Raw genomic sequence first — 14,955 nt, 5'->3', positions numbered from 1 at the left:
ATGGCGGGGAATAGAAACAAAAAAGGCACTTTTCAGTGCCTTTTTTTATCGAATAAACCTTGGGCTTATTCTTCGCCTAAGTCACCACAAAAACGGTAACCTTCACCGTGAATTGTTGCGATGATTTCAGGGGTATCAGCAACAGACTCAAAGTGCTTACGGATACGACGAATCGTCACGTCAACAGTACGGTCATGTGGCTTAAGTTCACGGCCAGTCATCTTCTTAAGAAGGTCTGCACGTGTTTGAATTTTGCCTGGGTTTTCACAGAAGTGAAGCAGTGCACGGAATTCAGAGCGTGGTAGCTTGAATTGATCACCACTTGGGCTTACTAGTGAACGGCTGTTGATTTCAAGTGACCAACCATTGAACTCGTAACGTTCTACAAGTTTCTTGTCTTCCGTTGGTAGACCTTGATTCATTGCACGAGTCAGTAGGTTGCGCGCACGAATAGTCAGTTCACGAGGGTTGAATGGTTTAGTGATGTAGTCATCAGCACCAATTTCAAGACCAAGGATCTTATCAACTTCGTTGTCACGGCCAGTGAGGAACATGAGTGCCATGTCACCTTGCTCGCGTAATTCACGCGCAAGCAGTAGGCCATTTTTACCTGGAAGGTTAATGTCCATGATGACTAGGTGTACATGGTGCTCCGAAAGCATCTGGTGCATTTCTGCGCCGTCGTTTGCTTCAAATACAGTATAACCCTCAGCTTCAAAGATGCTTTTAAGGGTGTTACGTGTTACGTGCTCGTCTTCTACAATTAGAATATGAGGGGTTTGCATTGGCAGTACCTAATTAAAAAACTGAATCTGGTCAAACACAGAATAGTTAAATTCTATAAAAAAAATTCACATACAGGCAAAGTCTTCTACAAAAAAACGCAGTTTATTGCGGATATAACTACCTGTGTGGTACGCCATCCTAAATCTCTATCGTTAGTTTCACTAAACAACGACAAAATCGTCCGAATTTCGGACATTGGCTTACAATTCCCTTGGATGGCGATGATTCTAAGCACTTAACAGCACGCTAACAATAATGGTGTATTGTTTCGTTACCGCTTTCTTGGTATTTCTTGATTTATATCAAACAGAGTGATGAATCATTACGACTATCGACAATGTTTAACAATCTCTACAAATACCTTGTTGCTTCACTGGCTTGAATCTAGCTATCTGTAAATATTTATCATGGAAGTGGTCTTCAACGTGCATGGTAGCTGAGGTTGAATAACACTTTGTTTACTCAAGTTTTGCAATTCTAACAGCATTTGAGTGAATCCGCATGGTTCTTCAACATTATCGTGCTGTTTAATCGTAAATAGTCAGCGCATATTCTGAACAATATTAACAAGCCTGCAATTCATTAGGTCAATTCTGCCACGTTACCTACACTGATTAACAAGATGATGATTTTTAGCGCTGTTTTATCGGGATCAGAGGAGGATGAGATGAAAGACTTATTACCTGATTTATGCGATCACTATGAGCAGGATGTTCGTTGGTTGCCCGTGTCATTTGTCGATTATGGTGGAAAGTCGATTTTTTTCGGGGAAGTTGTCACCTTACGTTGTTTTGAAGATAACAGCTTAGTCCGCGATATCGTTAGCCAAGATGGCAAAGATAAGGTGTTGTTCATTGATGGGCATGGTTCATGTAACCGCGCTTTACTTGGTGACCAACTCGCAATGTTGGCGGTAAAAAATGGCTGGCAAGGCGTGGTGATCAATGGCGCAGCACGAGATGTTGCGACTTTGGCTGAGTTGGACTTAGGCGTGAAGGCGTTGGGTGCGTGTCCCATTAAAACCGTGAAACGTCAAACTGGGGACTTGAATGTCACATTAACCGTGGGGCATACCATGGTTTACCCAGGTGATTATCTGTACGCTGATCTCAACGGGGTACTGCTTAGCCGAGACGCACTCGACCTATCTGTGTTGTAGTGGGTTGTTCTCCTCCTCATGCATGAAAAAAGGGCAAGCTACTGTGTAGCTTGCCCTTATAACCTAAAACCTAAAACCAATACCCAGCTGGTAAATCTGCTCTAAATCTTCGTAATCGACAGTTGCATGCAAATTAACTTTTTCGCTGACGTTAAACTGGCTCGATACTTCTAAGCCCATGGTTGCTTCTTGATTGATTTTTTTCTCAGTCGTTACTGCGCTGCGTAAGCTCATTTTTGGGGTGAGGTTATATTTTACGCCCGAGAGCATGCCGCGGCTGGCCGCTTGATTTTCATTGCCCGAGGTGAGTCGCGTACTCAAATACAGCTCAACATCATTATTTAAAGAATATGAGTAACCGCTATCTATCTGCCACAGATCGAACTGTTCGGCATTTTTTGATTGCGATGACATAAACCAGCCTGATGCTGTCTCGCCACTTATAAGACCGAGTAGGCCCTTTTCTGCTGCTGTTGTTGGTAATGCCACTACCAGCAGGGTAATTGTGATCAGCAAATATCGCATTGCTTCACCTTCCCTGTTTGTTGTTATTTATTGGTCTTGTCGCAAATTTGCCATGAAATATGAGGGATGCGACATTGCTAATAATACTAGGACAGATTTCTTATTTTTGACATGTCATCTCAAAGTTAATGAGATATTCAACGAAACTTTTTTGCTCTTTTTGCGTCATTTGATATAGCTATCAAAAGGAATGTGATCTAGGGCTCGCAGGGGGTATTTGCGATAACTTGCCCACATAACAACGTACATATCGGCGAGGGTATGTGGGCTAACTTGGCTTATTGCCGAAAGCGTAGCGCTTTGGCATAAGGATAAACATCCTCGTATTGCTGATTAGTGATATTTTGTTGGAGTTGACGCCAATAACTGGCTTCGAACAAATCACTATGAAGCTCATTAAACAGGGCGCGGATCTTTGGGTTGATCAGTAAGAAGGTGCGAAACTCCTCAGGGAATACATCGTAGATCCCAACGCTGTACCAAGGTTCGGCGGCCATTTCATCTTCAGGATAACGAGGCGGTGGGATCTCACGGAAATTCATTTCCGTCATATAGCTGATTTCATCGTAATCATAGAAAACGACACGGCGGTGGCGGGTGACACCAAAGTTCTTAAACAACATGTCACCCGGGAAAATATTCGCGGCTGCCAGTTGTTTAATGGCTTTGCCATATTCATCAACGGCATGGCGAAGATCCTCATCATTGGCTTGGTCGACATAGATGTTAAATGGCACCATGCGACGCTCCATATAGAGGTGCTTGATTATGATAGTATCGTCGGTCACATCAATGATCGATGGTGCCACTTCAAGTAGCTCCTCTAGTAATTCATCGCTGAACCGGGCTCTGTCAAAACTGAAGTTACGATATTCTTGTGTATCAGCCATGCGGCCAACCCGGTCGTGTTCCTTAACGAGCTTATATTTCTCTTTTACCGTGTCGTGGCTGATGTCTTTTTGTGGGGCAAACTTATCTTTTATGATTTTAAAAACGAAGCCATAAGAGGGAAGTGTAAAGACAGACATTACCATGCCTTTGATGCCTTCGGCTGTGACAAATTGATCGTCGGACTGTTCCAAATGGGAGAGAAACTCGCGGTACAGTTCTGTTTTTCCATGTTTCTGACAGCCTATCGCTGTGTACAGTTCAGCCCGTGTTTTGTTGGGCATTAGCTCGCTCAGAAACTGGACCAAAGCGGCTGGTGCAGGAGCGTAAACCATGAAATAGGAGCGGGCGAAGCCAAAAATAATACTCGCATCGTCGACATCGCAGATACAGGCGTCGACATACAGCTCACCATTTGCGTTGGTTAATATCGGTAAAATAAAAGGGTATTGCTGTTGGTTTTCAAGGGTTATACGGCCAATCAAATACGCCGCTTTGTTGCGGTAAAAGGGTTCGCGGATTAATTCGAGCGTACTCGTGTTATTCCGCGCCTTTCCAAAGACTTGCTCTAGGCGTTGGCTAACAAGGTCGATGTCACGGTTTTTATCTTCCCAATCAGCGGTAAATGGGGTGTCGTTGAACAAGCGAGTAAATAAAGATTGAATACCGTTCGTAGCAAAGTAAGTGCGGGTTAAAGGCGTTGGGTAAGTGGGTAAACGGCCTTCTTGTGAGCTATGAACAAATAGCTTATCGCGGTTGATATTACGGTGTTCAAAGATACGGCAATAGACGGAGTTAAAGAAACTCTCTGCGATTTCATAGCGTGGGTAATCTAATAAGAGATCTTCATAAGCGGCTTTGACACCCATTAAAAAGTCACGATTTGCATAGCGTTCACCCAGCATGATCTGGATCTGGCTGGTGACGAGTCCAACATGGTTGGCATAGAAACTAATACGCTTTTTAAGGGCCAGATGTACGGCTGGCCAATCACGCTTTTCAAAGCGATCCTGTGCACCAGCGGTAACGTCTAAAAATCGACCGTACATGGCATCAAAGCCTTGCAAGATGGTATGAGCGACAAGTTGTTCCATGGCTGCGGTCATTCGGGTCCCTCCAGAATGATGAATGGCTATGCGTCAACACTGCATGTTCGTATTCGTTAAATAGAACGCTGATGATATATGCACACTATGCAACGACTGGCGTTTAACTGCAATCAAAGCGGGTGGTTTTTTATACGTATTACCAATAATGAACAATAGCAGCTTGTCCTAAGAAAGGTGTTTTTATACTGGGTTCTTGCACAAGGAAAAAGAGAAATTGGTTGACTCGTCACCAAATGTTCGGTAAACGTTAACTAATCCAGCATATTGAGAACGACTTTTAGTCATGATGAAAAACGTATTCAGCACAATTACCACGATTATTATTACCGGCACCATGGGTGTTGGGGCTAGCTGATACGTACAAGAATTATCAGAGAAGCCCGCACCCCAATCAGGTGCGGGCTTTTTTTTCACTTTTTACATCACAATTTTGGTTGACCGTTACACTGCGTTTTATGCAGTAGTCTGAAAATTTAAGGGATTTGGGAGTAGGGAATGCGCGTATTAAAGTTTGGTGGTTCATCGTTGGCAGATGCCGACCGATTTTCAAGAGCGGCAGACATCATTGCGAATAATGCTCGTCAGAGTGAAGTGTCTGTCGTGTTATCCGCGCCGGGTAAAGTAACCAATAAGCTGGTGTCAGTGATCGACAATACCGTCGCGAATGGGGAAGCTGAATTACAGCTTGCTGATTTGGAGAACGTGTTTCAAACCTTGTTTACAGATTTAAAAGCTGTAGAGCCCAATTTCGATAAAGCATTATTAGATGCCAAGTTAGCGAGTTCACTTGGTCAGCTAAAACAATACGTTCACGGTATTAAGTTGTTGGGATTATGCCCTGATAATGTGTACGCAAAAATGATCAGTAAAGGTGAGCGCTTATCGATTGTGGCGATGAAAGCCATGCTCGAAGCCAAAGGCTTACAAGGTAACCTCATCGATCCAGTCGAATACCTTTTAGCACATGGTGAGTACCTTGAAGCGCACGTAGATATTGAAGCATCGACGCAGAATTTTAAGCGTAACCCTCTGCCTGAAGGCCATGTGAATATCATGCCAGGTTTTACAGCGGGTAATGAAAAAGGCGAATTAGTTACGTTAGGGCGTAATGGTTCTGATTACTCGGCGGCGGTACTGGCGGCTTGTTTACGTGCAGAGTGCTGTGAAATCTGGACGGATGTCGATGGGGTTTACAGTTGCGATCCACGTATTGTGCCTGATGCGCGCCAAATTAAATCCTTGAGCTACCAAGAAGCGATGGAGCTCTCTTATTTTGGTGCTTCTGTCTTACACCCTAAAACCATCGCGCCGATTGCACAGTTCCACATTCCTTGCCTGATTAAAAACAGCTTTAACCCGCAAGGCGCTGGCTCTCTTATTGGCCAGGATACGGGGGAAGATAAGCTCGATATAAAAGGGATCACAACCTTAAAGGATCTGACCATGGTGAATGTGTCAGGCCCAGGTATGAAAGGCATGGTTGGCATGGCAAGCCGTGTATTTGGTGCGATGTCGATTGCGGGTGTCTCCATCGTGCTGATCACTCAGTCTTCATCGGAATACAGCATCAGTTTTTGTATTGAAAGTGAAGATAAAGCAGCGGCCAAACAAGCCCTGCAAGATAATTTTGAATTGGAATTGAAAGAAGGGTTGCTAGAGCCTGTTGAATTTTTGGATGACGTTGCCATTGTGACTTTAGTTGGTGATGGCATGCGTACTTCGCGTGGTATCGCCTCACGCTTCTTTACATCGCTTGCGGAAGTGAACGTCAATATCGTTGCGATTGCGCAAGGATCCTCTGAGCGGGCGATTTCTGCGGTTATCCCTGCGGATAAAGTGTCTGAGTCGGTGAAAGCTTGCCATGAAAATCTCTTCAACAGTCAGCATTTCTTGGATGTATTTGTGGTTGGTGTTGGTGGCGTCGGCGGTGAGCTGGTGGATCAGATTCAACGCCAACAAAGCACGTTAGCTGAAAAGGGCATAGTGATCCGCGTGTGCGGCTTAGCCAATAGCCGTGGCTTGGTGCTTAACAGCAATGGGTTAGCGTTGGAAAATTGGCGAGATCAAATGGGCCAAGCGCAGCAAGGCTTTGAACTTTCAAGCCTGATCCAGTTGGTTCAGCGTAACCATATCATTAACCCTGTCATCATCGACTGTACCTCAGAACAAGCAATTGCCGATCAGTACGTTGATTTCTTAAGCGCTGGTTTTCACGTTATTACACCCAATAAAAAGTCGAATACGGCTAGCATGGCTTACTACCATCAGCTTCGCCAAGCGGCACGTAGCACACGTCGTAAATTCATGTACGACACAACTGTGGGCGCGGGGTTGCCTGTCATTGAAAACTTGCAAAACTTATTAGCTGCCGGTGATGAGCTTTCGCGTTTCGCAGGGATCCTATCAGGCTCAATGTCATATATTTTCGGTAAGTTAGATGAAGGCATGAGCTTTAGTGAAGCGACAACGGTTGCCCGTAACAATGGCTTTACTGAACCCGATCCTCGTGATGATTTATCTGGGATGGATGTCGCGCGTAAGCTATTGATCTTGGCACGTGAATCCGGACTTGCATTGGAGCTTGAAGATGTGATTGTTGAACAAGCATTGCCACCGGGTTTCGATGCAGAAGGTTCGGTTGATGATTTTATGGCCCGCTTACCTGAAGCCGATGCTTACTTTAAGCAGTTATCGGATGCAGCAGCAAAAGAAGGCAAAGTATTGCGTTATGTTGGTGAAATTGATCGTGAAGCCGAACAAGGGCAGTGCCGAGTGAAACTGGCCGCGGTTGATGGTGACGATCCTATGTTCAAAATCAAAGATGGTGAAAATGCTTTGGCATTCTACAGCCGCTATTACCAGCCAATTCCGTTAGTATTACGAGGCTATGGAGCGGGTACAGAAGTAACAGCAGCAGGTGTATTTGCTGACTTGATGCGTACATTAGGCTGGAAATTAGGGGTATAAAATGAGTGTAGTGGTATATGCGCCAGCATCGATTGGCAATGTTAGCGTTGGTTTCGATGTACTGGGAGCGGCAGTCTCGCCGCTAGATGGCTCGCTATTGGGTGATCGCGTTAAAGTTGAAACCAGTGACCAGCCTTTTGTATTGCAATGTGTTGGCAATTTTGTGGCTAAATTACCCCCAAAAGCCGAAGACAACATAGTGTTTGATTGCTGGCAGGTATTTGCGCGTGAGCTCGATAAAAAAGGCTTCGCGGTAAAGCCTGTGAAAATGACACTAGAGAAAAATATGCCGATTGGTTCGGGGTTGGGATCAAGTGCTTGTTCTGTGGTTGCTGCGCTTGACGCGCTTAATCAGTTTCATGATCTGCCATTAACTGAAACCGAATTATTAGCTTTAATGGGGGAAATGGAAGCTAAGATTTCGGGGAGTCTCCACTATGATAATGTGGCACCTTGTTATCTGGGTGGACTGCAATTTATGGTCGAAGAGCTCGGCATTATTAGCCAATCTGTACCGTGTTTTGATGACTGGTACTGGGTGATGGCTTACCCAGGCATCAAAGTACCGACAGCAGAAGCGCGCGCGATTTTACCGTCGCAATACCGCCGTCAAGATGTGATAGCCCATGGCCGTCACCTCGCTGGGTTTATTCATGCGTGTTACTCTCAGCAACCTGCACTTGCCGCTAAGATGATTAAAGATGTCGTCGCAGAACCTTACCGTGAGCAGTTGCTGCCAGGATTTGGAAAAGCGCGTGAATATGCCTTACAAGCGGGTGCATTGGCGAGCGGGATCTCGGGGTCGGGCCCGACCATGTTTACCGCATGCGATAACCTTGAAGTGGCCGAACGCATTGCTCGCTGGCTTCAAGAGAATTATGTGCAAAATGACGAAGGATTTGTCCACGTCTGTCGCTTAGACAGTCAGGGCTCAAAAGTAACAGGAAGTGAGCTATAACCATGAAGCTGTATAACTTAAAAGAACATCAACAACAGGTATCGTTTTCTCAAGCGGTACGTCAAGGTCTTGGCCGTAACCAAGGTTTATTTTTCCCGTCTGAGTTACCTGAACTTGGCGATATTGACGCGTTACTCGAGCTCGACTTTGTCAGCCGCAGCAGCAAAATCCTATCGGCATTCATAGGTGAAGAGCTTGCTAGCGAGACAGTAGCTCAAATGGTTGAAAATGCGTTTCAATTTGAAGCGCCAGTCGCCCAAGTCAAAGAGGGCGTTTACGCACTTGAATTATTCCACGGTCCTACTTTAGCGTTTAAAGACTTCGGTGGTCGCTTCATGGCGCAGTCTTTAGCTGCAGTGACGGATAGCGATGGCCAGATTACTATCTTAACGGCGACATCGGGTGATACGGGAGCTGCTGTGGCCCATGCATTCTATGGCATGGATAACATCAAAGTCGTGATCCTTTACCCGAAAGGTAAGATCAGCCCGCTGCAAGAAAAACTTTTCTGCACCTTAGGGGGTAACATCACCACAGTGGCGGTCAATGGAACGTTCGACGATTGCCAAGCCTTGGTTAAGCAAGCGTTTGATGATGCAGAGCTGCGTGAAGATGTTGGGTTAAACTCTGCGAACTCTATCAATATTAGTCGCTTAATGGCGCAGATTTGTTATTACTTTGAAGCGGTTGCACAACTGCCTAAAGCGGCACGTGGCGAGCTTGTTGTGTCGGTACCAAGTGGTAACTTTGGTAACTTAACAGCGGGTCTGCTCGCTAAATCATTAGGTTTACCAGTGAAGCGCTTTATTGTGGCCACCAATGCTAACGATACCGTACCGCGTTATCTTGAAACGGGTGAATGGTCACCGAATGCGACTGTCCCAACTATTTCCAATGCGATGGATGTGAGTGAACCCAATAACTGGCCACGTATCGAAGAACTCTGCCAACTAAAAGGGTGGGGACTTAACGAATTAGGTTATGGTTCTGTGACCGATCAGCAAGCCGCAGAAACATTGCGTGACATGCACAATGAGGGCTACTTGTGTGAGCCTCATGGGGCGATTGCATACCGAGTGCTGAACGAGCAGCTACGCGATGGAGAAACTGGCTTGTTTTTATGTACAGCGCATCCAGCTAAGTTTATTGAGGTTGTTGAAGAGATTTTGGAGCAAAAAATTGATTTGCCTGCGACCTTAGCCAAACATGGTGCGATGGACTTACTGTCACTTGAGCGTGATAAAGATTTTGAGCAGCTTAAAGCTGTCCTGTATAGCGTCCAACGCTAAATAGAATAGCAATCCAAGAGCGGAACAAAGAAAACGGTAGTCGATGACTACCGTTTTTTTGTCTACGGGATGTTTTTTATAACCTTATATCAACTTGGCTCACGGACTCAATCCGCATCAAGTTTATTAGGCTTCTTCCTGTACTGCTGGAGCTTCTTCTTGGTTGGGTTTCGCAAAGCGGTTTACCCAGAGTGAAATAGCGCCATCTCCAGTGATATTACAGGCAGTACCAAAGCTATCTTGTGCCATGTAGAGCGCAATCATGAGAGCGAGTTCAGCTTCACCAAATCCTAGCATGGTCGACATGAGACCAAGCGCAGCCATCACAGCACCGCCTGGTGCACCAGGGGCTGCAATCATGGTGATACCTAACATCATGATGAAAGGTAGCATTTCCAATAGCGAAGGAATCGCAATGTGTTGACTCAGGGCCATTACTGCCGTTGAACAGGTGACTAAGGTGATGGTAGAGCCTGATAGATGGATGGTGGCACATAGCGGCACAGTAAAGTTTGCGATTGATTCATCGACACCATTCACTTTAGTTTGACGTAAGGTTACAGGAATTGTTGCCGCTGATGACATAGTCCCTACTGCCGTAAAGTAAGCCGGTAGCATGTTTTTAATTAGAGTAAATGGCGACTTGCCTAACGCCAGACCTGTGACTGTGTATTGGATCGTGATCCAGACCCAGTGCATCATAATGGCGAGCGCTAACACTACCCCAAAGGTTTTCAAGGTTGTAAATACAGTGCCTTCTGCGGACATTTCGGCAAAAACACCGGCAATGTAGAAGGGTAGAAATGGAATTATCACTTTCGCTAATAACAAATCAATGACGCCACGGCCTTCATCTGCCAATTTACGTAAGCTATTGCTGTTTGTAATGCTAATACCCATACCGAATAGGAAAGCAGTCGCAAGTGCAGTCATTACCCCAAATAAAGGCGGGATCTCAATGGTAATAAAGCTAGTGAGGGAGTCTGACGTATTGGCGGCTGCAGCGGTTGGCTCTGGTAGTCCAGCAATAACTATGCTGGCGACGATAAAAGCAAGACTACCTGCAATGATGGTAGAACCGTAGGAAAGGGCGACTGTTTTACTGAGCAGTGAGCCTGAGTTTTTCGGTAAGCTAGCAATACCGCTAGTGATATAAAACAGAATGATTAACGGGATAGTAAACCCGATTAACTGTCCTCCAAGTTGTTTGATGGTGAGTAGAAGACGAATGACGCCATCTGGTGCGTAAAACCCGAGTAAGATACCGACTAAAATACCGGTGATCAGTTTAAGGATTAACTTCATAACGCTGACTCCTGAGATGCATACCGTGGATAAATCGCAGAATATATATTGTGTGGCTAACTAACTGGTTGTTAATTAGACAATGCCAATAACCTACTCTTTTTCTGGTTTTATTCGCTATTGACTGTCTCGAATTGAGATATATATATTAAATTGATTGCATTTTGTGATGAGCGTTTTATACACAAAGGTAACAAGTGGTAAGGGTGACACTAGAAGTGTGAGGTTCTCTCAGGACATAAAAAAAACGGCATCCGAGAGGATGCCGTTTTTATAAATTTTTGCTATCAGGCTGTGATTACAGGCTGTTAGTGAAAGTACGAGCGATAACGTCGCGTTGCTGTTCAACAGTTAGAGAGTTGAAACGTACAGCATAACCAGAAACACGGATAGTTAGCTGTGGGTACTTTTCAGGGTGCTTAGCTGCATCTTCTAGCGTTTCACGCTTAAGAACGTTTACGTTTAGGTGCTGACCGCCTTCGATTTTAGCTGGTGCTTCGATAGCGATCTCACGGCTTTCATATTCGCCTAGGTCTGCAGTAGGGATAACTTGATCCGCTTCAAAACCAGCAGAAGCAGCAACACAACGCGCTTCGTTAGTTTCGCTATCTAGTAGCCAGATAGAGTTTAGTAGATCGTCGTTTACTGCTTTAGTGATTTGAATACCTGTGATCATGACTTACTCCTTGAAGGATTGTAGTTAATTTTTTCGATTTTAATGTCGAGCTGGGCGTATTATATATGTCGATCGACACAAAATGATATTGATTTAGATCAAATAACAACAAAAAACCTTAAAAAGTTTAGGGCTGTTTTATTGAGCTACATCAATAGAATTGCATTATTGTTGATAAGTTACAGCTATTTTATATTTTAAAATATTTTTTAAACTTTCATTTGTAATTTTATTACTACACTTTTAGCTGTGAATTATGGCGCAATCCCTTGAAAAACGTGTTCGCTATCTACCCATTTTGTTGTAATTGTCGTGCAAAAATAACAGTAATCAAAAAGACAAGAATGCCTTTTGCGCTTCCGTTAAAATGCGTCGCAAGAAAGTAAATTATCAATAAAAAGGGTCAAGAATGAAGTTAATAGGTGCACATGTTTCTGCTGCGGGTGGTGTTCAAAATGCGCCGCAAAATGCCTCAGCCCTTGGTGCGAATGCATTTGCCTTGTTTACTAAAAATCAACGCCAATGGGTAGCTAAGCCGCTAGAGCAAGATGTGATCAACAAATTTAAGGCATGCTGCCAGTTACTAGGTTACGGCCCAGAATCGATTTTACCCCATGATTCATATCTGATTAATTTAGGGGCTCCTGAAGCGGAGAAGTTAGAAAAGTCGCGCAACGCGTTTATTGATGAGATGCAGCGTTGTCAGCAACTTGGTTTAACCTTGCTGAACTTTCACCCTGGCAGCCACCTTAAGAAGATTTCTGAACGTGATTGTTTAGCCTTAATTGCGGAATCAATTAATTTAGCTCACGCCGAAGTACCTGAAGTGGTTGCGGTTATCGAAAATACGGCGGGGCAGGGCAGTAACCTTGGTTGGCGTTTTGAGCACCTCGCTGAGATTATTGAGCAAGTAGAAGATAAGTCGCGTGTTGGTGTGTGTATCGATACTTGCCATACATTTGCAGCAGGTTATGACTTACGTAGTGAAAGTGCCACGGAAGCCACATTTGCCGAGTTTGATCAGGTTGTCGGCATGCAATATTTACGTGGTATGCACCTGAATGATTCTAAAGGTAAATTGGGCAGCCACCTCGATCGCCATCATAGTTTAGGTGAAGGCGAGATTGGATGGGATTGTTTCCGTTTTCTGATGCAAGATTCGCGTTTTGACAATATGCCGTTGGTGCTTGAAACGATTAACCCAGACATTTGGCGTCAGGAAATTGAGACGTTACGAAGCTTTATTCCGTCAAATAGCTAGTGTTGGTGTTTACGTTGATGCGATAACGGGTTCGATAAAAAAGAGAAGAATAAAGACGTTATCCAAGAGAGGTTGGATATACATAGAGTGTGCATCGGCTGCTTGTCGATGCACTATGATGGCTCACGGTTGAACACATTCAGTGCTTGGTTTCTTTTTCTCGATACTAATAACAAATGACAACATTGTTTAGTTCTTGTTTTTAAATGGTTTTTTGTTGCTTTGCGAAGTTGGCATTTTTCTTCCATTCGTTTTGATAACCAAGGTAGCCGCTGATTAAAAGCGGCTGGTAGCAGATAAGCGATGAAGGAAATGATCATGAAAAGTATCAATGAACAAAGACTAACTTTAGCCTACACCACTCAACTTCCTCAAGCATACCGCCCTATTCAAGGGCGAGGTCATTGGCGAACACCTGTGGTACCGCATAAATGAATGGTGCTAGTGCCAAGTTTAAATGTCAGGGCTACTGTTCTTATTAGGATGGCTCGGTAAAATACGGGCCATTATCATTGGTAATAGGACATATCCATGAGCCAGACTTTCAATTGGCAAACCTTATTTGCTCAAGAAACCGCGAAAGAATACTTCCAATACATCGAAAGCTATGTCGATAACGAGCGTGCACAAGGAAAAGTAATTTTTCCGCCGGCATCTGATGTATTTAATGCTTTTGACGCCACGCCTTTTGAGCAAGTGAAGGTCGTTATTCTGGGGCAAGACCCATACCATGGTCCCGATCAAGCGCATGGCTTGAGCTTTTCTGTTCTACCTGGGGTAAAAACGCCTCCGTCTTTGGCCAATATGTATAAAGAGTTGGCAACAGACATTCAAGGTTTCACTGTGCCAAACCATGGTTACTTACAACCTTGGGCTGAGCAGGGGGTATTACTGCTAAATACTGTTCTGACTGTTGAGCAGGGTAAAGCGCATTCGCATGCTAAAGTCGGTTGGGAGACCTTTACCGATAGTGTGATTGATACTTTAAATGCACAAGGGGAAGGCATTATCTTTTTATTGTGGGGAGCACATGCCCAGAAGAAAGGAAAGAAAATAGATACCCAGCGCCACCATGTACTGACGTCGGCGCACCCATCACCATTATCAGCCTACCGTGGTTTTTTTGGTTGTCAGCATTTCTCCCAGACAAATACACTGTTATCGCAGATGAATAAGTCAGCCATTGATTGGCACCTAAAAGATATTGCTTAAAATTTCCTAAATACTGGTGGTTTTATTCGTATTGACGATTAAATAATCAGGATCAAACCATCAATTACCTTCCTTTAATACGCTTAACATATATCGAGATAAATGTAGCGTTAGCTTGATAACACTGCTTAAAGGATCAGAGAGTAATGATACTCAGATGCTATCAAGGAAGATAAGCTGGGAGGTTAGTATGATGTTAGAAAAAATTCACGCTGAACATGGGTATATCAATCGCTTATTAATTATTTTGGAGCAGAAGCTCAATGCCATTCAGCAGGGACAGCCTGTAAACTACAGTTTGATTAAGGATATTGTTGAGTATCTTCATAAACATGCTGAATGCTGCCACCATCCAAAAGAAGATGTGATTTATCACTATTATCAACAAAAGTACGCCGATCAAGGGGTGATGAAAGAGCTGGATATTGAGCATCAGGAATTGGCCTTATTAACGGATGACTTTGCCAATACCCTTGATATGATCCTGATGGATGCGGTGATCCCACTTGATGTTTTTGCTGATAAATTGAATCAGTTCGTCACTCGCCAACGCATGCATTTAGAGTTTGAAGAAAAATATGTCTTTCCTTTAATCCGTCGTCATTTCACTACCCAAGATTGGGTTGAAGTCGGAAAACAATATCAAGAGTGCGAATGTGATCCCTTGTTTGGTGAACAGGCATTACCTCGTTATCAACGTTTGCGCGCACGCTTAGCTGAGTCAGCGTAATGGGAGAGAGGCAGTCAAATGAGTTGGTTTTGGTGAGTTGATGTATTTATGAAGGCAAGCGCCAAGGGTTGGCGCTTGTACGGTTAGTAG

At 44.2% G+C, this 14,955-nt stretch carries 12 protein-coding genes and 1 other annotated feature; of the genes, 7 read left to right on the top strand and 5 right to left on the bottom strand.

What is annotated here, in order from left to right; translation table 11 throughout:
• Positions 1-65 precede the first annotated feature (65 nt).
• Positions 66-785 (bottom strand): two-component system response regulator ArcA, encoded by a 720-nt coding sequence (gene arcA / locus OCU77_RS14430; RefSeq protein WP_048900329.1) that lies wholly within the window; start codon positions 783-785, stop codon positions 66-68.
• A 668-nt stretch (positions 786-1,453) separates the two neighbouring features.
• Here arcA and OCU77_RS14425 point away from each other — a divergent pair.
• Positions 1,454-1,945, top strand: coding sequence for a putative 4-hydroxy-4-methyl-2-oxoglutarate aldolase (locus tag OCU77_RS14425; RefSeq protein ID WP_048900330.1), 492 nt, complete (start codon positions 1,454-1,456; stop codon positions 1,943-1,945).
• Positions 1,946-2,008: 63 nt separating this feature from the next.
• Here the strand turns inward: OCU77_RS14425 and OCU77_RS14420 are convergent, their stop codons facing one another.
• Positions 2,009-2,470, bottom strand: a complete 462-nt coding sequence (locus tag OCU77_RS14420) for a hypothetical protein (RefSeq protein WP_048900331.1) — start codon at positions 2,468-2,470, stop codon at positions 2,009-2,011.
• A gap of 278 nt (positions 2,471-2,748) precedes the next feature.
• Positions 2,749-4,464: a bifunctional isocitrate dehydrogenase kinase/phosphatase gene (gene aceK / locus OCU77_RS14415; RefSeq protein ID WP_048900332.1), complete on the bottom strand. Its 1,716-nt coding sequence runs from the start codon at positions 4,462-4,464 to the stop codon at positions 2,749-2,751.
• Between the two features lie 299 nt (positions 4,465-4,763).
• Positions 4,764-4,879, top strand: a sequence feature (Thr leader region).
• 83 nt (positions 4,880-4,962) lie between these two features.
• Between aceK and thrA the strand changes: the two genes are divergently transcribed.
• From thrA to thrC, 3 genes are read left to right on the top strand one after another with little or no spacing between them, the layout of a single operon-like run.
• Complete coding sequence (thrA, locus tag OCU77_RS14410; protein ID WP_048900333.1) at positions 4,963-7,434, top strand: bifunctional aspartate kinase/homoserine dehydrogenase I; 2,472 nt, start codon at positions 4,963-4,965, stop codon at positions 7,432-7,434.
• A gap of 1 nt (position 7,435) precedes the next feature.
• Positions 7,436-8,392 carry a homoserine kinase gene (gene thrB / locus OCU77_RS14405; protein WP_107303137.1) on the top strand — a complete coding sequence of 319 codons (957 nt, stop codon included), beginning with the start codon at positions 7,436-7,438 and terminating at the stop codon, positions 8,390-8,392.
• A 2-nt stretch (positions 8,393-8,394) separates the two neighbouring features.
• Positions 8,395-9,681, top strand: coding sequence for a threonine synthase (thrC, locus tag OCU77_RS14400; RefSeq protein WP_048900334.1), 1,287 nt, complete (start codon positions 8,395-8,397; stop codon positions 9,679-9,681).
• Positions 9,682-9,807: 126 nt separating this feature from the next.
• On the opposite strand, the gene OCU77_RS14395 is transcribed toward thrC, so the two are convergent.
• Together OCU77_RS14395 and grcA are read right to left on the bottom strand one after the other, a co-directional pair.
• The gene (locus tag OCU77_RS14395; RefSeq protein WP_107303136.1) at positions 9,808-10,986 is read right to left on the bottom strand and encodes a dicarboxylate/amino acid:cation symporter; all 1,179 of its coding nucleotides are present in this window, start codon (positions 10,984-10,986) and stop codon (positions 9,808-9,810) included.
• A 298-nt stretch (positions 10,987-11,284) separates the two neighbouring features.
• Positions 11,285-11,662 (bottom strand): autonomous glycyl radical cofactor GrcA, encoded by a 378-nt coding sequence (gene grcA, locus OCU77_RS14390; protein ID WP_048900335.1) that lies wholly within the window; start codon positions 11,660-11,662, stop codon positions 11,285-11,287.
• Between the two features lie 409 nt (positions 11,663-12,071).
• Between grcA and nfo the strand changes: the two genes are divergently transcribed.
• The 3 genes from nfo to OCU77_RS14375 all read left to right on the top strand — a co-directional run bounded on the left by nfo (position 12,072) and on the right by OCU77_RS14375 (position 14,865).
• A complete protein-coding gene (nfo, locus tag OCU77_RS14385; RefSeq protein WP_048900336.1) occupies positions 12,072-12,923 on the top strand; it encodes a deoxyribonuclease IV in 852 nt (283 codons plus the stop codon).
• Between the two features lie 531 nt (positions 12,924-13,454).
• Positions 13,455-14,135, top strand: a complete 681-nt coding sequence (gene ung, locus OCU77_RS14380) for a uracil-DNA glycosylase (RefSeq protein WP_048900337.1) — start codon at positions 13,455-13,457, stop codon at positions 14,133-14,135.
• Between the two features lie 190 nt (positions 14,136-14,325).
• Positions 14,326-14,865 carry a hemerythrin domain-containing protein gene (locus OCU77_RS14375; RefSeq protein ID WP_048900338.1) on the top strand — a complete coding sequence of 180 codons (540 nt, stop codon included), beginning with the start codon at positions 14,326-14,328 and terminating at the stop codon, positions 14,863-14,865.
• Positions 14,866-14,955: the final 90 nt, after the last annotated feature.

Source organism: Photobacterium swingsii (assembly GCF_024346715.1).
GTDB classification, from domain to species: Bacteria; Pseudomonadota; Gammaproteobacteria; order Enterobacterales; family Vibrionaceae; genus Photobacterium; species Photobacterium swingsii.
Note: the sequence above shows the minus strand (reverse complement) of the source record. Positions and strands in the feature narration are given on the sequence as shown.